The organism is Exobacillus caeni, assembly GCF_005747095.1.
In the GTDB taxonomy this organism is placed as follows: domain Bacteria; phylum Bacillota; class Bacilli; order Bacillales; family Guptibacillaceae; genus Exobacillus; species Exobacillus caeni.
Window position 1 is genome coordinate 15237 of the sequence record NZ_SWLG01000020.1, and the last position, 19702, is coordinate 34938.

The 19702-nt window shown below is 43.2% G+C and carries 28 protein-coding genes; all 28 read right to left on the reverse strand.

Going from position 1 to position 19702, the window contains the following annotated elements:
- Nucleotides 1-37: 37 nt before the first annotated feature.
- Nucleotides 38-1330, reverse strand: coding sequence for a preprotein translocase subunit SecY (gene secY / locus FCL54_RS19965; protein WP_138128755.1), 1293 nt, complete (start codon nt 1328-1330; stop codon nt 38-40).
- Nucleotides 1330-1770, reverse strand: coding sequence for a 50S ribosomal protein L15 (rplO, locus tag FCL54_RS19970; RefSeq protein ID WP_138128757.1), 441 nt, complete (start codon nt 1768-1770; stop codon nt 1330-1332). The genes secY and rplO overlap by 1 nt, the downstream gene beginning before the upstream one ends.
- 29 nt (nt 1771-1799) lie before the next feature.
- Nucleotides 1800-1988, reverse strand: a complete 189-nt coding sequence (gene rpmD / locus FCL54_RS19975) for a 50S ribosomal protein L30 (protein WP_138128759.1) — start codon at nt 1986-1988, stop codon at nt 1800-1802.
- A 13-nt stretch (nt 1989-2001) separates the two neighbouring features.
- On the reverse strand, nt 2002-2502 hold the full coding sequence (gene rpsE, locus FCL54_RS19980) for a 30S ribosomal protein S5 (RefSeq protein WP_138128761.1): 501 nt from the start codon (nt 2500-2502) through the stop codon (nt 2002-2004).
- 18 nt (nt 2503-2520) lie between these two features.
- A complete protein-coding gene (gene rplR / locus FCL54_RS19985; RefSeq protein ID WP_138128763.1) occupies nt 2521-2883 on the reverse strand; it encodes a 50S ribosomal protein L18 in 363 nt (120 codons plus the stop codon).
- A gap of 32 nt (nt 2884-2915) precedes the next feature.
- Nucleotides 2916-3455 (reverse strand): 50S ribosomal protein L6, encoded by a 540-nt coding sequence (gene rplF, locus FCL54_RS19990; RefSeq protein ID WP_138128765.1) that lies wholly within the window; start codon nt 3453-3455, stop codon nt 2916-2918.
- A gap of 27 nt (nt 3456-3482) precedes the next feature.
- Nucleotides 3483-3881: a 30S ribosomal protein S8 gene (rpsH, locus tag FCL54_RS19995; protein ID WP_138128767.1), complete on the reverse strand. Its 399-nt coding sequence runs from the start codon at nt 3879-3881 to the stop codon at nt 3483-3485.
- A 29-nt stretch (nt 3882-3910) separates the two neighbouring features.
- Entirely contained in the window at nt 3911-4096 is a 186-nt protein-coding gene (locus tag FCL54_RS20000) for a type Z 30S ribosomal protein S14 (RefSeq protein WP_138124838.1), read from the reverse strand.
- 16 nt (nt 4097-4112) lie between these two features.
- Entirely contained in the window at nt 4113-4652 is a 540-nt protein-coding gene (gene rplE, locus FCL54_RS20005) for a 50S ribosomal protein L5 (protein WP_138128769.1), read from the reverse strand.
- Between the two features lie 27 nt (nt 4653-4679).
- Nucleotides 4680-4991: a 50S ribosomal protein L24 gene (rplX, locus tag FCL54_RS20010; protein WP_138128771.1), complete on the reverse strand. Its 312-nt coding sequence runs from the start codon at nt 4989-4991 to the stop codon at nt 4680-4682.
- A 44-nt stretch (nt 4992-5035) separates the two neighbouring features.
- Nucleotides 5036-5404, reverse strand: a complete 369-nt coding sequence (rplN, locus tag FCL54_RS20015; RefSeq protein WP_138128773.1) for a 50S ribosomal protein L14 — start codon at nt 5402-5404, stop codon at nt 5036-5038.
- A gap of 43 nt (nt 5405-5447) precedes the next feature.
- Nucleotides 5448-5711: a 30S ribosomal protein S17 gene (gene rpsQ / locus FCL54_RS20020; protein ID WP_138128775.1), complete on the reverse strand. Its 264-nt coding sequence runs from the start codon at nt 5709-5711 to the stop codon at nt 5448-5450.
- A 20-nt stretch (nt 5712-5731) separates the two neighbouring features.
- On the reverse strand, nt 5732-5935 hold the full coding sequence (gene rpmC, locus FCL54_RS20025) for a 50S ribosomal protein L29 (RefSeq protein WP_138128777.1): 204 nt from the start codon (nt 5933-5935) through the stop codon (nt 5732-5734).
- On the reverse strand, nt 5925-6359 hold the full coding sequence (gene rplP, locus FCL54_RS20030; protein WP_138128779.1) for a 50S ribosomal protein L16: 435 nt from the start codon (nt 6357-6359) through the stop codon (nt 5925-5927). The genes rpmC and rplP overlap by 11 nt, the downstream gene beginning before the upstream one ends.
- Before the next feature lie 3 nt (nt 6360-6362).
- Nucleotides 6363-7022, reverse strand: a complete 660-nt coding sequence (gene rpsC / locus FCL54_RS20035) for a 30S ribosomal protein S3 (RefSeq protein WP_138128781.1) — start codon at nt 7020-7022, stop codon at nt 6363-6365.
- A 3-nt stretch (nt 7023-7025) separates the two neighbouring features.
- Complete coding sequence (gene rplV / locus FCL54_RS20040; protein ID WP_138128783.1) at nt 7026-7367, reverse strand: 50S ribosomal protein L22; 342 nt, start codon at nt 7365-7367, stop codon at nt 7026-7028.
- 19 nt (nt 7368-7386) lie between these two features.
- On the reverse strand, nt 7387-7665 hold the full coding sequence (rpsS, locus tag FCL54_RS20045; RefSeq protein WP_138128785.1) for a 30S ribosomal protein S19: 279 nt from the start codon (nt 7663-7665) through the stop codon (nt 7387-7389).
- Nucleotides 7666-7722: 57 nt separating this feature from the next.
- Nucleotides 7723-8553, reverse strand: a complete 831-nt coding sequence (rplB, locus tag FCL54_RS20050; protein ID WP_138128787.1) for a 50S ribosomal protein L2 — start codon at nt 8551-8553, stop codon at nt 7723-7725.
- Nucleotides 8554-8579: 26 nt separating this feature from the next.
- A complete protein-coding gene (gene rplW / locus FCL54_RS20055; RefSeq protein WP_138128789.1) occupies nt 8580-8870 on the reverse strand; it encodes a 50S ribosomal protein L23 in 291 nt (96 codons plus the stop codon).
- Nucleotides 8870-9493 (reverse strand): 50S ribosomal protein L4, encoded by a 624-nt coding sequence (gene rplD / locus FCL54_RS20060; protein WP_138128791.1) that lies wholly within the window; start codon nt 9491-9493, stop codon nt 8870-8872. The genes rplW and rplD overlap by 1 nt, the downstream gene beginning before the upstream one ends.
- Before the next feature lie 17 nt (nt 9494-9510).
- Complete coding sequence (gene rplC, locus FCL54_RS20065; protein WP_138128793.1) at nt 9511-10149, reverse strand: 50S ribosomal protein L3; 639 nt, start codon at nt 10147-10149, stop codon at nt 9511-9513.
- A 46-nt stretch (nt 10150-10195) separates the two neighbouring features.
- Nucleotides 10196-10504 (reverse strand): 30S ribosomal protein S10, encoded by a 309-nt coding sequence (gene rpsJ / locus FCL54_RS20070; protein WP_138128795.1) that lies wholly within the window; start codon nt 10502-10504, stop codon nt 10196-10198.
- Between the two features lie 739 nt (nt 10505-11243).
- Nucleotides 11244-12434, reverse strand: coding sequence for an elongation factor Tu (gene tuf, locus FCL54_RS20075; RefSeq protein WP_138128797.1), 1191 nt, complete (start codon nt 12432-12434; stop codon nt 11244-11246).
- A 122-nt stretch (nt 12435-12556) separates the two neighbouring features.
- Nucleotides 12557-14635 carry an elongation factor G gene (gene fusA / locus FCL54_RS20080; RefSeq protein WP_138128799.1) on the reverse strand — a complete coding sequence of 693 codons (2079 nt, stop codon included), beginning with the start codon at nt 14633-14635 and terminating at the stop codon, nt 12557-12559.
- Between the two features lie 50 nt (nt 14636-14685).
- Entirely contained in the window at nt 14686-15156 is a 471-nt protein-coding gene (rpsG, locus tag FCL54_RS20085) for a 30S ribosomal protein S7 (protein ID WP_138128801.1), read from the reverse strand.
- Between the two features lie 35 nt (nt 15157-15191).
- Nucleotides 15192-15614, reverse strand: coding sequence for a 30S ribosomal protein S12 (gene rpsL / locus FCL54_RS20090; protein ID WP_138128803.1), 423 nt, complete (start codon nt 15612-15614; stop codon nt 15192-15194).
- Between the two features lie 113 nt (nt 15615-15727).
- Complete coding sequence (locus FCL54_RS20095) at nt 15728-15976, reverse strand: 50S ribosomal protein L7ae-like protein (RefSeq protein ID WP_138128805.1); 249 nt, start codon at nt 15974-15976, stop codon at nt 15728-15730.
- 87 nt (nt 15977-16063) lie between these two features.
- On the reverse strand, nt 16064-19681 hold the full coding sequence (rpoC, locus tag FCL54_RS20100) for a DNA-directed RNA polymerase subunit beta' (RefSeq protein WP_138128807.1): 3618 nt from the start codon (nt 19679-19681) through the stop codon (nt 16064-16066).
- Nucleotides 19682-19702: the final 21 nt, after the last annotated feature.

Sequence of the window (19702 nt, forward strand, 5' to 3'; positions counted from 1 at the left end):
TTATGGGAAGATTTCTCTCCCCTGCCCCCCAAAAAATCTATTTTATAAAGCCTTTGTAATGACGCTTGATTAATTGACTTTCAATTTGCTTCATCGTATCAAGTGCTACACCGATCACAATCAGCAAGCTCGTACCGCCAATTTGTAATTGGGGAGGTAGTCCTGCAAACTTTGTGAAAAACACCGGAATGATAGCAACAAATGCAAGGAATACAGAACCGACCAGCGTTAATCGGTATAAAATACGTGTGATATAAATCTGAGTATTTTTACCAGGTCGAATGCCCGGGATATAGCCGCCCTGCTTCTTCAGGTTTTCTGCCATCTGTTCCGGATTTACCTGAACAAATGTATAGAAATATGTGAACCCGATGATTAGAGCCGCATAGATAACCATACCGATTGGCTGGGTATAATCAAACACCCTTACGATCCAGTCTGTTACCGTATTGCTGCCGAATAGTCGAGCTATTGTCGGCGGTGTAATGATAAGTGATACGGCAAAGATTACCGGGATAACCCCAGCTGCATTTACTTTGATCGGTAAATGAGTGGATTGGCCGCCCGTTGTTTTACGATTGACAGTACGCTTTGCATACTGGATTGGAATTTTGCGAAGTGCTTGTTGGACGAAGATTACGCCAACAACCAGTGCAATTACAGCCAGAAGGATCAATGCAAGAGTGACAATACTGATGAAGATATTGTCTTGCTCTCCTCCAAACATCTGAGCATATAGCTGGTTAATCCCTGGAGGAATTGCCGCTACGATACCTGCAAAGATGATGATTGAAATTCCATTCCCTATACCTTTAGCTGTAATTTGCTCACCAAGCCACATCAAGAACGCTGTTCCGGCAGTTAATACCAGAGCGATCATCATGTATGTCAGAATACCAGGGTTTTGAATCAACTGGCCGCCAACCATATTATTAAACCCGATGGAAAGGCCGATTCCCTGGATAAATGCCAGGACAATGGTTCCATAACGAGTAACCTGTGTTAACTTTTTACGACCTGCGTCACCTTGTTTGGACCATTCCGTAAACTTTGGTACAACATCCATCTGCAAGAGCTGAACAATAATAGAAGCCGTAATATACGGCATGATTCCCATAGCAAAGATGGAGAAGTTTTTAAGAGCTCCTCCACCAAAGGTGTTAAGGAATCCAAAAAGGCTTAGTTGGTCTTGAAATTGTAAAACTTCTCTGTTTACGCCTGGAACTGGAATGAACGTTCCAATTCGAAAGACGACAAGCATCAGTAAGGTGAAGATAACTTTGTTTCTGATATCACCTACGCGCATAATGTTGGAGATTGCTCGGAACATTAGATCACCTCTGTATTTCCGCCTGCCGCTTCAATCGCTTCTTTAGCAGAAGCAGAGAACTTGTGAGCTTTGACAGTAAGTTTTTTCTCAATCTTACCGTTACCAAGAACCTTAACTCCATCTTTAAGATTGCTTACCAAACCAGTTTCGATCAGCAACTCAGGAGTTACTTCAGTTCCGTCTTCAAAACGGTTTAAAGTTTCAAGGTTCACGATCGCAAATTCTTTGCGGTTCATGTTTGTGAAACCACGTTTTGGAAGACGTTTAAAGATAGGTAATTGTCCACCTTCAAATCCAGGACGTACGCCTCCACCAGAACGTGCATTTTGGCCTTTATGACCGCGGCCTGCTGTCTTACCGTTTCCAGAGCCGATACCACGACCAACACGGTTACGTTCTTTACGAGAACCTTCAGCTGCTTTTAGTTCGTGAAGTTTCATTCTGGCACCTCCTCATTTAATAATTTTTATTAAGCGTTTATTTCATTAACCGTTAACAGATGAGATACCTTGTTAATCATGCCACGGATCGCCGGGTTATCTTCATGCACAACTGTTTGGTGCATTTTTTTCAAACCAAGAGTTTTAACCGTCACGCGTTGGTCCTGTGGACGACCAATAACACTACGTGAGAGGGTGATTTCTAATTTCTTAGCCATATCATTTCCCTCCTTATCCTAACAGTTCTTCTACTGATTTACCACGTAGTTTTGCAACATCTTCAGCGCGCTTAAGGTTTTTCAAACCATTAATTGTTGCACGCACCATGTTAATCGGGTTGTTAGATCCTAATGACTTAGAAAGGATGTCACCGACACCTGCAAGCTCTAGTACCGCACGAACCGGTCCGCCTGCAATAACTCCAGTACCTTCAGAAGCAGGTTTCAATAATACATTACCAGCTCCGAAGTGGCCTGTAATTTGGTGAGGAATTGTTGTTCCAACAACTGGAACTGTGATCAAATTCTTTTTCGCATCTTCAATAGCTTTACGGATCGCTTCAGGAACTTCCTGGGCTTTTCCTGTTCCAAAACCAACGTGACCGTTTTTATCACCGACTACAACCACTGCAGCAAAGCGGAAACGACGTCCACCTTTAACAACTTTTGCTACACGGTTAACAGTAACTACGCGTTCTTCAAGTTCAAGTTTGTTCGGGTCAATTGTTTGCATTAGTTTACCTCCTTCTTATTAGAATTTCAGACCAGCTTCTCGAGCTGCTTCTGCTAATGCCTTAACACGTCCGTGATAGAGGTATCCACCACGATCAAATACTACTTCTTTATATCCATTATCAATTGCGCGTTGTGCAATTGCTTCGCCGACTTTTTGCGCTGCATCAACGTTTCCGCCCTGTTCAACTTCTACGCCGTTATCCAGTGTAGATGCTGAAGCAAGAGTTACACCATTTACATCGTCAATTAATTGAGCGTAAATGTGCTTTGAAGAACGGAATACATTTAGACGCGGACGTTCTGCAGTACCTGTTACAGTACGGCGGACACGAGCATGTCTTTTCTTACGCGCTTTGTTCTTATCAGCCTTCGTAATCATTTAAACGCCACTCCTTTCCGCTAGCTTATGGCCTACTTACCAGTTTTACCTTCTTTACGACGTACATATTCACCTTCATAACGAATACCTTTACCTTTGTATGGCTCAGGAAGACGTACGGAGCGAATGTTTGCCGCTACTGCGCCTACACGTTCTTTATCGATTCCTTTAACAATCACTTTTGTGTTTGCTGGAACATCGATCTCAACGCCTTGTTCAGGTACGATTTCAACCGGGTGAGAATAACCAACGTTCAATACTAGTTTTTGACCAGATTTGCTTGCACGGTAACCTACCCCGATTAGCTCAAGGCTTCTTTCAAAACCTTTTGTTACACCTTCAACCATGTTGTTTAAAAGGCTGCGAGTTGTACCATGAAGAGCACGGTGTGCTTTGTTGTCGCTCGGGCGCTCAACAAGAATTTGATTATCTTCAACTTTAATCGTGATGTCAGGGTGGAACGTACGAGTGAGTTCACCTTTAGGCCCCTTTACAGTCACTGTGTTGTTTTCTTTTTGATCCAGCGTTACTCCGCCTGGGATTTCGATTGGTTTTAAACCGACACGAGACATAATTACACCTCCATTCCTATATAAGGATTACCAAACGTATGCTACTACTTCTCCGCCAACCTGCTGTTGACGTGCGTCTTTATCAGTCATAATACCGTTAGAAGTTGAAACAATCGCGATTCCAAGACCACCAAGAACTCTAGGAACTTCATTCGCTTTTGCATAAACACGAAGACCTGGTTTACTGATTCGTTTCAAACCAGTGATAACGCGCTCGTTATTTTGGCCGTATTTAAGGAAAAGGCGAAGGATGCCCTGCTTGTTGTCTTCAACGTATTCGAAATCACGGATAAAACCTTCACGTTTCAAGATTTCTGCAATGTGCTTTTTCGCTTTAGATGCAGGAACTTCTAGGCTATCGTGGCGAACTGTGTTCGCGTTACGAATTCTAGTAAGCATATCTGCGATAGGATCTGTCATGACCATTAGAAATTACCTCCTTCCCTATATCGGGTTTACCAGCTAGCTTTTTTAACGCCAGGAATTTGACCTTTATATGCAAGTTCACGGAAACAGATACGGCAAAGTTTAAATTTGCGAATTACAGAATGTGGACGTCCACAGCGTTCGCAGCGTGTATATTCTTGTACGCCATATTTCGCTTTGCGCTTTTGTTTCGCGATCATAGATTTTTTCGCCACAATTTTCCCTCCTTACTTACTTTTGAAATGGCATGCCAAATTGTTTTAACAATTCACGGCCTTCTTCATCTGAATCAGCAGTCGTTACAATTACGATATCCATTCCACGAACTTTGTTCACTTTATCGTAATCAATTTCAGGGAAAATCAATTGCTCTTTTACACCCAAAGTGTAGTTACCGCGACCATCAAAAGAGTTCTTAGGAACACCGCGGAAGTCACGTACACGAGGAAGAGATACAGCGATAAGTTTGTCTAAGAACTCATACATGCGCTCTCCGCGAAGCGTAACTTTAGCACCGATCGGCATGCCTTCACGAAGTTTGAATCCAGCGATGGATTTCTTCGCTTTTGTAATCAACGGTTTTTGACCGGAGATTAAAGAAAGCTCTTCAACAGCAGTATCAAGTGATTTTGGGTTTTGTACCGCATCACCTACACCCATGTTGACAACGACCTTTTCAATTTTAGGTACTTCCATAACAGAAGAATAGTTGAATTTATCCATTAGAGCATTTTTGATTTCGTTTTGATATCTTTCTTGAAGACGATTCACAGGATGGACCTCCTTTCACTACAAAAATTACTTATCTAGTAATTCTCCAGATTTTTTAGCTACGCGAACCTTTTTGCCGTTTTCTTCTTTATAACCGACGCGTGTAGGTTCACCTGTTTTTGGATCAACCGGCATAACGTTGGAAACATGGATCGCAGCTTCTTGCTCAACAATACCGCCTTGTGGGTTAGCTTGAGAAGGCTTTGAGTGTTTCTTAACAACGTTGATACCTTCAACGATCACACGGTCTTTCTTCGGATAAGCCTCAAGGATCACACCTTGTTTGCCTTTATCCTTACCGGAAATCACTTGAACTTTATCTCCTTTTTTTACGTGCATAACGACATCTGCACCTCCTTGCAAGGGCTTCATATTTCGATTTATTAAAGTACTTCAGGAGCAAGAGAAACGATCTTCATGAATTGATTGTCACGAAGTTCACGTGCAACTGGTCCAAAGATACGTGTTCCACGAGGGCTCTTGTCATCACGAATTACTACTGCAGCATTTTCATCAAAGCGAATGTAAGAACCATCAGTACGGCGAACACCGCTTTTGCTTCGTACGATAACTGCTCTAACAACGTCGCCTTTCTTAACAACGCCACCAGGTGTTGCTTGTTTCACCGAACACACGATTACATCGCCAATATTAGCAGTTTTACGTCCAGAACCACCCAGTACTTTAATGCAAAGTAGTTCACGGGCTCCAGAGTTATCGGCACCTCTTAAACGAGTTTCTTGTTGGATCATTTATAGGGACCTCCTTTCGGACATGTTCATCGAATCCGAATCATTAGATAATAACAGCTTCTTCAACAACTTCCAATAAACGGAAACGTTTGTCTTTAGATAGCGGACGAGTTTCCATAATTTTAACGATGTCGTTCATTTTCGCTGTGTTGTTTTCATCATGCGCTTTAAATTTCTTAGAGTACTTTACTCGTTTGCCGTAAAGTGGATCTTTTTTATAAGTCTCAACTAAAACAGTGATTGTTTTATCCATTTTGTCAGAGACTACACGTCCAGTATACACCTTACGATTATTGCGTTCGCTCATTCTGCAAACCTCCCCTCAAATTAGCCGTTTGTGATGCCAAGCTCTCTCTCGTTCAAAACAGTTTTTGCACGAGCGATAGACTTACGAACTTCACGAATGCGGGCTGGGTTTTCCAATTGACCTGTAGCAAGTTGGAAGCGAAGATTGAAAAGCTCTTCTTTGAAAGCCTTGATCTTTTGCTCGATTTCAGCAGTGGTCAGGTTACGGATTTCTTCAGCTTTCATTTGTGTCACCACCCACTTCCTCGCGTTTTACGAATTTAGTTCTGACTGGAAGCTTGTGAGAAGCAAGACGCAATGCTTCGCGAGCTACTTCCTCAGATACGCCTGCGATTTCAAACATGATTTTTCCTGGTTTTACAACTGCTACCCATCCTTCAGGAGCACCTTTACCGGAACCCATACGTACTTCTAGAGGTTTTGCAGTATAAGGCTTGGATGGGAAAATTTTAATCCATACTTTACCGCCACGTTTCATGTAACGAGTCATAGCAATACGTGCAGCCTCGATTTGACGGTTAGTGATCCATGAAGCATCTAAAGCCTGTAGTCCGTACTCTCCAAATGCTATTTCAGTACCGCCTTTCGCACGGCCACGCATTTTTCCACGGTGTTCTCTACGGTATTTAACACGTTTAGGCATCAACATGATTTATTTTCCCCCTTCCTCTTTTTGTGTTCCTTTCGTTGGAAGGACTTCACCACGATAAATCCAGATCTTGATTCCTAATTTACCGTAAGTTGTATCTGCTTCTGCAGTACCATAGTCGATATCTGCGCGAAGAGTATGAAGTGGTACAGTACCTTCACTGTATGATTCAGAACGAGCAATATCTGCACCGTTAAGACGTCCGGAAACTTCAGTTTTAATACCTTTAGCTCCAGCTCTCATTGCGCGTTGAATCGTTTGTTTCATAGCACGACGGAACGAAATACGATTTTCAAGTTGACGTGCAATATTTTCAGCAACTAGAGTTGCATCGATGTCAGCTTGCTTGATTTCAAAAATGTTAACATGTACTTTCTTGCCTGTTAGAGCAGTAAGGGATTTACGAAGAGATTCTACTTCGGAACCACCTTTACCGATTACCATACCAGGCTTTGCAGTTTTAACAGTTACGTTTACACGGTTAGCCGCACGCTCGATTTCAACAGCGGATACCGCAGCATCTTTAAGACGCTTAGCAATGTATTCACGAATCTTGATGTCTTCGTGTAAAAGGTCTGCGTAGTCTTTACCAGCGTACCATTTTGATTCCCAGTCACGGATAACGCCGATTCTAAGTCCTACTGGATTTACTTTTTGACCCACTAATTATCCCTCCTTCTTTTCTGATACCACGATTGTGATGTGGCTTGTGCGCTTATTTATACGACTTGCACGTCCCATAGCGCGAGGACGGAATCGTTTTAAAGTTACACCTTCATCAACAAATGCTTTTTCAACTACAAGGTTGTTAGGTTCCATCTCGTAATTGTGTTCTGCGTTAGCGATCGCAGAGTTTAGCACTTTCTCCACTACTGGAGATGCCGCTTTATTTGTAAGGCGTAAGATTGCAATAGCTTCACCGACTTGCTTTCCCCGAATCAAATCTACGACTAATCGCGTTTTACGAGGAGCAATACGAATATGTTTTGCAACTGCTTTAGCTTGCATTCGGTGTACCTCCTCTCAATTAACGTCTAGTTTTCTTGTCATCTGCTCCATGTCCGCGGTATGTGCGGGATGGTGCGAATTCACCAAGTTTATGTCCGACCATATCTTCCGTTACATATACAGGCACGTGCTTACGGCCGTCATATACCGCAAATGTGTGTCCGATAAATTCCGGGAAAATAGTAGAGCGACGAGACCAAGTTTTGATTACCTTTTTGTCGTTTTTTTCATTTAAATCTTCAACTTTTTTCATTAAATGATCATCGACGAAAGGTCCTTTTTTCAAACTACGACCCATTTGTGAACCTCCCTTATTGATTAGCCTACGGTTCTAAGGAACCGTAGCTTAATCTCATTATTTTTTGCGACGACGTACAATATATTTGTCAGAAGCTTTATTTTTCTTACGAGTTTTGTATCCAAGAGTCGGTTTACCCCATGGAGACATAGGTGATTTACGTCCGATAGGAGCGCGTCCTTCACCACCACCGTGTGGGTGATCAACAGGGTTCATTACAGAACCACGTACTGTAGGGCGCTTGCCTAACCAGCGAGAACGTCCTGCTTTACCGATGTTGATAAGTTCATGCTCAAGGTTCCCAACCTGGCCGATTGTAGCGCGGCAAGTCGCAAGAACTAAGCGAGTTTCGCCTGAACGAAGACGTACAAGAACGTATTTGCCTTCTTTACCAAGAAGTTGTGCTTCAGCACCTGCAGAACGTACAAGTTGTCCACCGCGTCCTGGTTTCAACTCAATATTGTGGATTGTTGTACCAACCGGGATGTTTTGTAACGGAAGAGCGTTACCCACTTTAATGTCAGCCTCTGGGCCAGACATGATTTCCATTCCTACTTTGATTCCTTTTGGAGCAAGAATGTAACGCTTTTCTCCATCCGCATAGTTGATCAATGCGATGTTAGCAGAACGGTTTGGATCGTACTCGATCGTAGCAACGCGTCCTGGTATACCGTCTTTGTTACGTTTAAAGTCAATGATACGATATTTACGTTTGTGACCGCCGCCCTGGTGGCGTACTGTCAAACGACCCTGATTGTTACGGCCGGCCTTTTTGCTTAATGGAGCCAGCAATGACTTTTCAGGCTTGTCAGTGGTGATTTCAGCAAAATCTAAAACAGACATTCCACGACGACCGTTAGATGTCGGTTTATACTTTTTAATCGCCATTCTCGTTTCCCTCCTTCTTTTAAATCTTAAACTCCTTCAAAGAAGTCCAGTTCTTTACTCTCTTGAGTAAGAGTTACAATTGCTTTTTTACGACGAGATTTGAAACCGCCGTAACGACCTACACGTTTAAATTTGCCTTTATAGTTTTGAGTATTAACGTTCTCTACCTTCACACCGAAAATTTCTTCAACCGCACTCTTGATTTGAGTTTTGTTGGCGCGAGGGTCAACCTCAAAAGTATATTTTTTGTCAACCATGTTTTCAGTTGAACGTTCAGTGATCACGGGGCGCTTGATAATATCACGTGCGTTTGCCATTACGCTAGCACCTCCTCTACCTTTTCCACAGCGTCTTTTGTAATTACAAGCTTATCATGCTTTAGTACGTCTAAAACACTGATACCTTGAGCTGTAACTACGGTCACGCCAGGGATATTACGGGCAGATAATTCTACTGCTTCATTGTAATCTCCAGTAACAATAAGAGTTTTAGCTGCTACAGATAGATTTGTTAAAATACCTGCCATCTCTTTTGTTTTTGGTGTATCTAGATTAAGACCTTCTAAAACTACGATTTCTTCATCTCTCACTTTGCTTGACAAAGCAGATTTGATCGCCAGGCGACGAACCTTTTTAGGCAATTTGTAAGCATAGCTTCTTGGAGTTGGTCCGAACACTGTTCCACCGCCAACCCATTGTGGAGATCTGATAGATCCTTGACGAGCACGGCCGGTACCTTTTTGGCGCCATGGTTTACGTCCTCCGCCGCTTACTTCAGAACGACCTTTTACATCGTGCGTCCCTTGACGTCTTGAAGCCTGTTGCATAACAACAGCATCATATAATACGTTTTCGTTTGGTTCAATTCCGAATACCGCGTCAGTTAGCTCGATATCGCCAACTTGAGATCCGGATTGATTAAATAATGCTACTTTTGGCACTGTAATATCCTCCCTTCTTACTTAGCTTCAGTTGCTTTAACCGCACTTTTGATTGTTACATAGCTTTTCTTCGCTCCAGGTACGTTACCTTTGATGAGAAGCAAGTTACGCTCTGTATCAACTTTTACGATTTCAAGGTTTTGAACAGTGATACGCTCTCCGCCCATACGACCAGGTAATGCTTTACCTTTCATAACGCGCATCGGGTCGATCGGTCCCATAGAACCAGGACGACGATGGTAACGTGAACCGTGGCTCATTGGCCCGCGAGATTGGTTGTGGCGCTTGATCGCACCCTGGAAACCTTTCCCTTTTGATGTACCAGTTACATCAACGATGTCACCTTCGTTAAAGATATCTACCTTGACTTCCTGACCAACTTCGTAATCCGCACCGTTTACTCCGCGGATTTCTTTCATGTAGCGCTTAGGTGTTGCGTTCGCTTTCGCAGCGTGTCCAGCGGCAGGTTTGTTGATAATAGATTTCTTTTTATCAGCAAAACCGATCTGGATTGATTCATATCCATCAGTTTCTGCAGTTTTCTTTTGAAGGACTACGTTAGAGTCAGCTTCAATAACTGTTACCGGGATAAGATCTCCATTCTCTGCGAAAATTTGAGTCATTCCGATTTTTCTACCTAAGATTCCTTTGGTCATTCGTCACACCTCCTATAATGTTTGTGTTTTTTTATTCATTCGTTCATTAAAGTTTGATTTCAATGTCAACACCAGACGGCAGATCCAAACGCATCAATGAATCAACAGTTTGTGGTGTTGGTTCAACGATATCGATTAAACGTTTGTGAGTACGCATTTCAAATTGCTCACGAGAATCTTTGTATTTGTGCACCGCACGTAGAATTGTGTATACAGACTTTTCCGTTGGTAATGGAATCGGTCCAGAAACACTAGCTCCAGAACGCTTTGCAGTTTCTACAATTTTCTCAGCAGATTGATCAAGAATTCTGTGATCATATGCTTTTAAACGAATACGAATTTTCTGTTTTGCCATTATTTCCCCTCCTTTATCGCCCATATTTTTAATAGACATTTCTCCGCGGAAAAACCTGTCACACTCGCCATGGCAAAGGGGCCGGGTGTGTCAGCAACCTTCCACTTCATCGCTGTTTATGACCAACATTATTAATTATAATAAAAACAACGCCTCGATGCAAGCATTATTTTAGGTATCTGCCGGCCACACTTCTGCTATTATACTTATCTTCGACACAGAATGCAACATTTAATCAAAAAAGAATCTTAGCCAATTATTTCTTCCTATATAAAGGTGTAGAAGGTTGTCGTGGTTACTTATATAACACAATACACATTTGTGCCGCTAACGGAAGAAACTCTTATGTATTTCAACTTTTTTTAGAAAATTAATCAAATAGAGGACCAGTTGTCCTATAGCACTAGTAAAATCGCAGTTTTTATTCAAATAGCGGCATGGATGTCTATAATTTCCTCACCATTCTACATGGATCTTATAGACGGTTTTATACTAGTTTTTTAAAATATGGACCACGCAGCGACACTTCTTTGCTATCCCATAAAAATAGATTATCAAATCCTATTTTGTAGGAGCGAAACGACAATTTTCATTATGTTACTGGATTCCTCATGCTCGCATGTAAGGGTACAGGAACATAATGAAAAGCCAGGGATAGCAAGTATGCCCGCTACCTACTTCTATATAGAAGAAATACAAAAAGGCACCCACAATTGGGTGCCTTTTATCAGATCGAGAACTACTCGATGATTGTTGCTACAACGCCCGCGCCTACTGTACGTCCACCTTCACGAATAGAGAACTTAGTTCCATCTTCGATCGCGATTGGAGCGATTAGTTCTACAGTCATCTCAACGTTGTCACCAGGCATTACCATTTCTACTCCTTCAGGAAGAGAAATAGTACCAGTTACGTCAGTTGTACGGAAGTAGAACTGAGGACGGTAGTTAGCGAAGAATGGAGTATGACGTCCACCTTCTTCTTTAGAAAGAACATATACTTCAGCTTTAAACTTAGTGTGTGCATTTACAGTTCCTGGCTTAACAAGAACCTGTCCACGCTGGATGTCGTCACGTGATACACCACGAAGAAGTGCACCGATGTTGTCGCCAGCTTCAGCATAGTCAAGAAGCTTACGGAACATTTCTACACCAGTAACAGTTGTTTTCTTGTTCTCTTCAGCAAGACCAAGGATTTCAACTTCGTCACCAACGCGAACTTGTCCACGCTCAACACGACCAGTTGCAACAGTACCACGACCAGTGATTGAGAAAACGTCCTCAACTGGCATCATGAATGGCTTGTCAGTGTCACGTTCTGGAGTCGGGATGTACTCATCAACCGCATCCATAAGTTCGAAGATTCTGTTAGCATACTCTTCGTCACCTTCAAGAGCTTTAAGAGCAGAACCTTTGATTACTGGAACATCATCGCCATCGAAGTCGTACTCAGTAAGAAGGTCACGTACTTCCATTTCAACTAGTTCAAGTAGCTCTTCATCGTCAACCATGTCGCATTTGTTTAAGAATACAACAATTTTAGGTACACCTACTTGACGAGAAAGAAGGATGTGCTCACGAGTTTGTGGCATTGGGCCATCTGCAGCAGATACTACAAGGATAGCTCCGTCCATTTGTGCAGCACCAGTGATCATGTTCTTAACGTAGTCAGCGTGTCCTGGGCAGTCTACGTGCGCATAGTGACGGTTGTCAGTTTCATACTCAACGTGTGCAGTTGAGATTGTGATTCCACGCTCACGCTCTTCTGGAGCACCGTCGATTTGGTCATAAGCCATCGCAGTACCTTTACCAGATTTGTTGAAAAGTACAGAAGTGATAGCAGCTGTTAGAGTTGTTTTACCATGGTCAACGTGGCCGATTGTACCAATGTTAACATGGGGTTTTGAACGGTCAAATTTTTCTTTTCCCATTATAGATTGCCTCCTTATTTATAAGAGATAATTTATCTATGCCAAAGATAGGCGAAATGCTTTAGTATCCCACCCATCTTAGGTTACAACAAAAATGAAACATGCTCAACTAGTAAATTTAATTATTGACCAGTTGCTTTTTTGATGATTTCTTCACCAATGCTCTTAGGTACTTCTTCATAGTGATCGAAGTGCATTGTGTAAGTTCCACGACCCTGTGTGCGAGAACGCAGAGTAGTAGCATAACCAAACATTTCTGAAAGTGGAACGAAAGCATTGATTACTTGTGCGTTACCACGAGCAGTCATTCCCTCTACACGTCCACGGCGGCTTGTTACATCCCCCATGATATCTCCCATGTATTCTTCAGGAACAACAACTTCTACTTTCATCATTGGCTCAAGGATTACCGGCTTACAAGCTTCTTTTGCTTTCTTAAGTGCCATTGAAGCCGCGATCTTAAATGCCATCTCGTTAGAGTCAACATCATGGTAAGATCCATCCACTAGTCTTGCTTTAATATCGATCACTGGATATCCAGCAAGCAATCCGTTTGCAAGTGAATCTTCAAGACCTGATTGAACAGCTGGGATGTATTCACGAGGAACAACACCACCGACGATCTTGTTTTCAAATTCAAATCCAGCGCCTTCTTCGTTCGGTTCGAACTCAACCCAAACGTGACCGTATTGTCCACGACCACCGGATTGACGTACGAATTTACCTTCAACTTTTCCAGCCTGGCGGATTGTTTCACGATATGCTACCTGTGGAGCACCTACATTCGCTTCAACTTTAAACTCACGGCGAAGACGGTCAACAATGATGTCAAGGTGAAGTTCACCCATACCAGAGATGATTGTTTGTCCAGTCTCTTCGTTTGTTTCAGTTCTGAAAGTAGGATCCTCTTCGGCAAGCTTTGCAAGTGCTACAGACATTTTGTCCTGGTCACTCTTCGTTTTAGGCTCGATCGCAACAGAGATAACAGGCTCTGGGAATTCCATGGATTCAAGAATAACAAGACTCTTTTCATCACATAGCGTATCACCAGTGCTTGTGTCTTTAAGACCTACTGCTGCCGCGATGTCCCCTGCGTATACTTTTGAAATCTCTTCACGAGAGTTCGCATGCATTTGCAGGATACGACCTACACGCTCACGTTTACCCTTAGTAGAGTTTTGAACGTAAGAACCCGAGTCTAGTGTTCCTGAGTAAACACGGAAGAATGTAAGTTTACCAACGTAAGGGTCAGTCATTACTTTAAATGCTAAAGCAGAGAACGGACCTTCGTCGTTGGACTCACGAGTAACTTCCTCTTCACTTTCAGGAATATGACCTTTGATCGCAGGTACATCAAGTGGTGATGGTAAGTAATCAATTACTGCATCCAGTACTAACTGAACACCTTTGTTCTTAAATGCTGAACCGCAAAGAACCGGGTAGAATTCAACATTACAAGTACCTTTACGGATAGCGGCCTTGATTTCTTCTGTTGTTAATTCTTCCCCTTCAAGGTATTTCATCATTAGTTCTTCATCAAGCTCAGAAACAGCTTCGATTAGCTTTGTGCGGTATTCTTCAGCTTGCTCTTTGTATTCATCAGGAATGTCACGTGCATCTGTACGAGTTCCAAGGTCATCTTCATAGTAGAAAGCTTTCATTTCTACAAGGTCGATGATTCCTTCAAATTCATCTTCAGCACCGATCGGAAGTTGGATCGGATGTGCATTCGCCTGTAGGCGCTCATGAAGCGTGCCAGTTGAATACAAGAAGTCCGCACCGATTTTATCCATCTTGTTAATGAATACGATACGAGGAACTCCGTAGTTTGTAGCTTGACGCCATACAGTTTCTGTTTGCGGTTCAACTCCAGATTGAGCATCAAGTACCGCAACAGCTCCGTCTAATACACGCAAAGAACGTTCAACCTCAACAGTGAAGTCTACGTGACCAGGCGTGTCTATGATGTTAACACGGTGGTCTTTCCACTGAGCAGTAGTAGCCGCGGAAGTGATTGTAATTCCACGTTCTTGCTCTTGCTCCATCCAGTCCATCTGGGAAGCACCTTCATGTGTTTCTCCAATTTTATGGATACGTCCGGAATAGAACAGGATACGCTCTGTTGTTGTTGTTTTACCGGCATCGATGTGGGCCATGATGCCGATATTACGTGTATCTTTTAAGGAGAAGTCTCTTGCCATGGGTAATTCTCCTTCCTTTTATAAAGATAATATAGTTTGTTTGCTGAATTCTACCAGCGGTAGTGAGCAAATGCTTTGTTCGCTTCAGCCATTTTGTGCATGTCTTCACGCTTTTTAACAGACGCTCCAGTGTTGTTGGATGCATCCAGGATTTCATTAGCAAGTCTTTCTACCATTGTCTTCTCACCGCGAAGACGAGCATAGTTTACAAGGTAGCGAAGACCAAGTGAAGTACGACGTTCAGGACGAACCTCAACCGGCACCTGGTAGTTAGAACCACCTACACGGCGAGCTTTAACCTCAAGTACTGGCATTACATTTTTTAGCGCCTGGTCGAAAACCTCCATCGGATCTTGACCACTGCGTTCTTTAATTAGATCAAACGCTTTGTATAGCGCTTGTTGTGCTTTACCTTTTTGACCGTCTTGCATGATGCGGTTGATCAAACGAGTTACAAGCTTGGAGTTGTAAATCGGATCAGGCAGCACATCGCGACGTTCTACAGGACCTTTACGTGGCATTGTTTTACCCCCTTTCAACTGATCTGTTTATCGTTTTACTTCTTTTCATCTTTAGGCTTTTTAGTACCGTATTTTGAACGGCCTTGTCTGCGGTCGTTAACTCCTGCAGTATCAAGCGCACCACGAACGATGTGGTAACGTACACCCGGTAAGTCTTTTACACGTCCTCCACGGATTAGCACTACACTGTGCTCCTGAAGGTTGTGGCCGATACCAGGGATATATGCAGTAACCTCGATTCCGTTAGTTAAACGTACACGAGCATATTTACGCAATGCAGAGTTCGGTTTCTTAGGCGTCATTGTACCAACACGAGTACACACTCCGCGCTTTTGTGGTGAAGAAAGGTTAGTGTGAGACTTTTTAAAGCTGTTGTAACCTTTGTTCAACGCTGGAGAGTCAGACTTTTTGCCTTTTGTATAACGGCCTTTACGTACTAACTGGTTAATAGTTGGCATTCTTTTTTTCCTCCCTTCCTGAAGAAGTTTTATAAACCCACACATCCAGGTGGTTCATATTTTGATAAAAGTAAAGTTTTTGCTGAGAGGAGTTCTCCTCTCAACAAAAACGGTTATCCTTTTATCGTTACAGTTGCTGCTCCAACTTCAATTCCACAGGCTTTTCCAAGCCTCTTCATGGAATCGACTCTGGTAATTGGTATTGCCTTTTCTTTTGCAAGCGCCAAGACTTTGCTTGTAAGCCTGCGATCAGCATCATCGGCAATAAAAACTTCTTTTGCTTCGCCACTTTGCAAAGCTTTCAGAGTTTGTTTTGTCCCGATGACTAGCTCTGTTGCCTGCTCTACTTTATCATAAGACATTAACATATCCTCCAAAGTAACAGGGTTTTCGGGAACACCTTTGATATAATATCACCCCGTGCTCCCATTTGTCAACACTTCACCTGTTTATTCTTGATTAACTAAATTTTCTTCTAACGAAACTTCTGTTTGAACGTCTTCCGTTTCACCCTGCGCCTTCACCTGACGGTATCTGGTCATTCCTGTACCAGCCGGCACGAGCTTACCGATAATAACGTTCTCTTTCAAGCCAAGAAGTTCATCGCGCTTACCTTTGATCGCAGCATCAGTAAGGACTCTTGTCGTTTCCTGGAAGGAAGCAGCAGACAAGAATGATTCTGTTTCAAGAGATGCTTTTGTGATACCAAGAAGCACCGGACGGCCTGTTGCAGGAAGTCCACCTGACTGAAGCACTTTCACGTTAACATCCTTAAACTGATGGATGTCAACAAGAGAGCCCGGCAGGATTTCCGTATCCCCTGCATCGATAACACGGATCTTACGCATCATTTGACGTACCATAACCTCAACGTGTTTATCGCCGATTTCAACCCCCTGCATACGGTATACTTTCTGAACCTCACGCAGCAGGTATTCTTGAACGGCATCGACACCAGAAACCCCTAGAAGTTCTTTAGGGTCGATCGATCCTTCTGTTAGCCCTTGACCAGCTTTTACTTCATCGCCAACAGCAACTTTTAGACGGGCACCGTAAGGAACCGGATAGTTGCGTGTTTCCGTTTCTCCCTGGACAACAATTTCTTTTTTATCCTTCACTTCTGACAGGTCAATAACTTTGCCGTCGAGTTCGGAAATAACTGCCTGACCTTTAGGATTACGGGCTTCAAAGACCTCCTGGATACGTGGAAGACCCTGAGTGATATCGTCTCCGGCTACCCCACCAGTATGGAACGTACGCATTGTAAGCTGTGTTCCTGGCTCACCAATGGATTGGGCAGCAATGATTCCGACCGCTTCTCCGACTTCAACATTTGTTCCTGTCGCGAGGTTTCTTCCGTAACACTTCTTACAAACACCGTGTCGGGTGTTACACATGAACGCGCTTCGGATGTATACCTCTTCGATTCCGCTTTCTACGATGGCAGCAGCTGTATCTTCATTGATGGTTTCGTTTTTACGAACCATAACCTCATCTGTATCAGGGTGCTTGATTGTTTTGAAGGCTGTTCGGCCAACAAGACGGTCATATAGCCCTTCAATAACTTCGTTTCCGTTTTTAATTGCTTTAACCCACAGGCCTCGGTCTGTGCCGCAATCATCTTCACGGACGATTACATCCTGTGCAACATCTACTAGACGGCGAGTCAGATAACCTGAGTCCGCTGTCTTCAAGGCAGTATCCGCCAGACCTTTACGGGCTCCGTGTGTAGAGATAAAGTACTCAAGCACTGTTAACCCTTCACGGAAACTTGATTTGATCGGAAGTTCGATGATTCGTCCAGCCGGGTTGGCCATTAGACCACGCATACCAGCAAGCTGCGTAAAGTTAGACGCGTTACCACGGGCTCCGGAATCACTCATCATAAAGATTGGGTTGTCGATATCAAGGGTTTTCATCAGTTTTTCCTGGATTTGGTCTTTCGCACTGCTCCAGATTGAAATTACCCGATCATATCGCTCTTCTTCTGTTATCAAGCCACGGCGGAACTGCTTCATAACTTTGTTAACCTTTTCTTCAGCCTCGCCGATGATTACTTGCTTTTCAGGAAGTACTACTACGTCTGCTACACCAACGGTAATTCCAGCTCTTGTAGAATGCTTAAAGCCAAGATCTTTCATCCGGTCAAGCATTTTGGATGTTTCCGATATCTTAAAGCGTTTAAATACCTCAGCGATTACGTTCCCGAGAATTCCCTTTTTGAAAGGAGGGATCAATTCACGCTTTTTAATCTCTTCTTTTACATTTGCGCCATGAGCCAAGAAATATTTTTCAGGAATCGCTATTTCAAGGTTTGAATTTGTCGGTTCATTAATATATGGGAACGACTCCGGCATAATCTCGTTAAAGATCAGTTTTCCAACGGTTGTTAGTAACAACTTGTTCATCTGGTCATCTGTGAACGATGTTTTGCCAAGCGACCTGGCCGGCACCGCTACTCGAGAATGCAAGTGTACATAACCATTCTGGTAAGCAATAATAGCTTCGTTTGCATCAGCAAAAACAGAACCTTCCCCGACAGCCCCTTCTCTTTCCATCGTTAGGTAATAGTTACCAAGAACCATATCCTGCGATGGAGTAACAACAGGTTTTCCGTCTTTCGGGTTCAGGATATTTTGAGCTGCTAGCATTAAGATTCGTGCTTCAGCTTGAGCTTCAGCTGATAAAGGAACGTGAACAGCCATCTGGTCACCATCAAAGTCCGCATTGTATGCCGTACACACTAACGGATGAAGGCGAATCGCACGTCCTTCAACAAGAATAGGCTCGAACGCCTGAATTCCTAATCTATGAAGAGTAGGTGCCCGGTTCAATAGAACAGGGTGCTCCTTAATGACGTTTTCAAGCACATCCCACACTTCCGGATGGACTTTTTCTACTTTTCGCTTCGCGCTTTTAATGTTATGCGCAATACCGTTTGCTACCAATTCTTTCATTACGAATGGCTTGAATAGCTCCAGTGCCATTTCTTTCGGAAGACCGCACTGGTACATTTTTAAATTAGGGCCAACAACGATTACAGAACGGCCAGAGTAGTCAACACGTTTACCTAGCAAGTTCTGTCTGAAACGCCCTTGCTTACCTTTAAGCATATGAGACAGAGATTTTAACGGACGGTTACCAGGACCTGTAACAGGACGTCCACGTCTGCCGTTATCAATAAGTGCGTCAACAGCCTCTTGAAGCATACGTTTTTCGTTTTGCACAATAATACTTGGCGCTCCAAGGTCTAACAGACGCTTCAAACGGTTGTTACGGTTGATAACACGTCGATAAAGGTCATTTAAATCCGAAGTAGCGAAACGGCCACCATCTAACTGCACCATCGGGCGCAATTCAGGAGGGATCACCGGAAGTACTTCAAGTATCATCCAAGCCGGATCATTACCGGAGCCTCTGAACGCTTCCAAAACTTCAAGTCTCTTGATTGCTCGGGTACGGCGTTGGCCCTGTGCAGTCTTAAGCTCTTCTTTCAGCATATCAACTTCTTTATCGAGGTCGATGTCTGAGAGAAGCTTTTTAATCGCTTCAGCACCCATCTCAGCTTTAAATGTATCGCCATATTTTTCCCTGTAAGAACGGTATTCTTTTTCCGATAAAAGCTGCTTCTTCTCGAGCGGAGTATCTCCAGTTTCAGTGGTTACGTAAGAAGCAAAGTAAATAACTTCTTCTAGTGCCCTTGGAGACATATCGAGAACCAGCCCCATACGGCTTGGAATCCCTTTAAAATACCAGATGTGAGAAACCGGGGCAGCAAGTTCGATGTGCCCCATTCTCTCACGGCGTACTTTCGCACGCGTAACTTCTACACCACAGCGGTCACAAACGACACCTTTATAACGGATCCGCTTGTATTTTCCGCAATGGCATTCCCAATCCTTCGTTGGCCCGAAGATACGTTCACAAAATAAACCATCTTTTTCTGGTTTTAAGGTTCGGTAGTTAATCGTTTCCGGTTTTTTCACTTCACCGCGAGACCACGAACGGATTTTATCTGGTGAAGCAAGACCGATTTTCATGTATTCGAAGTTATTTACATCTAACAAGGGGCCTACCTCCCTTTAAAA

What these genes read in the sequence shown, in the direction of transcription:
- secY (WP_138128755.1), bottom strand. Translation starts at nt 1,330, where the DNA reads ATGTTCCGAGCAATCTCCAACATTATGCGCGTAGGTGATATCAGAAAC.
- rplO (WP_138128757.1), bottom strand. Translation starts at nt 1,770, where the DNA reads ATGAAACTTCACGAACTAAAAGCAGCTGAAGGTTCTCGTAAAGAACGT.
- rpmD (WP_138128759.1), bottom strand. Translation starts at nt 1,988, where the DNA reads ATGGCTAAGAAATTAGAAATCACCCTCTCACGTAGTGTTATTGGTCGT.
- rpsE (WP_138128761.1), bottom strand. Translation starts at nt 2,502, where the DNA reads ATGCAAACAATTGACCCGAACAAACTTGAACTTGAAGAACGCGTAGTT.
- rplR (WP_138128763.1), bottom strand. Translation starts at nt 2,883, where the DNA reads ATGATTACGAAGGCTGATAAGAACAAAGCGCGTAAGAAAAGACATGCT.
- rplF (WP_138128765.1), bottom strand. Translation starts at nt 3,455, where the DNA reads ATGTCTCGTGTCGGTTTAAAACCAATCGAAATCCCAGGCGGAGTAACG.
- rpsH (WP_138128767.1), bottom strand. Translation starts at nt 3,881, where the DNA reads ATGGTCATGACAGATCCTATCGCAGATATGCTTACTAGAATTCGTAAC.
- rplX (WP_138128771.1), bottom strand. Translation starts at nt 4,991, where the DNA reads ATGCACGTAAAAAAAGGAGATAAAGTTCAAGTGATTTCCGGTAAGGAT.
- rplN (WP_138128773.1), bottom strand. Translation starts at nt 5,404, where the DNA reads ATGATCCAACAAGAAACTCGTTTAAGAGGTGCCGATAACTCTGGAGCC.
- rpsQ (WP_138128775.1), bottom strand. Translation starts at nt 5,711, where the DNA reads ATGAGCGAACGCAATAATCGTAAGGTGTATACTGGACGTGTAGTCTCT.
- rpmC (WP_138128777.1), bottom strand. Translation starts at nt 5,935, where the DNA reads ATGAAAGCTGAAGAAATCCGTAACCTGACCACTGCTGAAATCGAGCAA.
- rplP (WP_138128779.1), bottom strand. Translation starts at nt 6,359, where the DNA reads ATGTTGATGCCTAAACGTGTTAAATACCGTAGAGAACACCGTGGAAAA.
- rplV (WP_138128783.1), bottom strand. Translation starts at nt 7,367, where the DNA reads ATGCAAGCTAAAGCAGTTGCAAAACATATTCGTATTGCTCCTCGTAAA.
- rpsS (WP_138128785.1), bottom strand. Translation starts at nt 7,665, where the DNA reads ATGGGTCGTAGTTTGAAAAAAGGACCTTTCGTCGATGATCATTTAATG.
- rplB (WP_138128787.1), bottom strand. Translation starts at nt 8,553, where the DNA reads ATGGCGATTAAAAAGTATAAACCGACATCTAACGGTCGTCGTGGAATG.
- rplW (WP_138128789.1), bottom strand. Translation starts at nt 8,870, where the DNA reads ATGGCAAACGCACGTGATATTATCAAGCGCCCCGTGATCACTGAACGT.
- rplC (WP_138128793.1), bottom strand. Translation starts at nt 10,149, where the DNA reads ATGACCAAAGGAATCTTAGGTAGAAAAATCGGAATGACTCAAATTTTC.
- rpsJ (WP_138128795.1), bottom strand. Translation starts at nt 10,504, where the DNA reads ATGGCAAAACAGAAAATTCGTATTCGTTTAAAAGCATATGATCACAGA.
- tuf (WP_138128797.1), bottom strand. Translation starts at nt 12,434, where the DNA reads ATGGGAAAAGAAAAATTTGACCGTTCAAAACCCCATGTTAACATTGGT.
- fusA (WP_138128799.1), bottom strand. Translation starts at nt 14,635, where the DNA reads ATGGCAAGAGACTTCTCCTTAAAAGATACACGTAATATCGGCATCATG.
- rpsG (WP_138128801.1), bottom strand. Translation starts at nt 15,156, where the DNA reads ATGCCACGTAAAGGTCCTGTAGAACGTCGCGATGTGCTGCCTGATCCG.
- rpsL (WP_138128803.1), bottom strand. Translation starts at nt 15,614, where the DNA reads ATGCCAACTATTAACCAGTTAGTACGTAAAGGCCGTTATACAAAAGGC.
- FCL54_RS20095 (WP_138128805.1), bottom strand. Translation starts at nt 15,976, where the DNA reads ATGTCTTATGATAAAGTAGAGCAGGCAACAGAGCTAGTCATCGGGACA.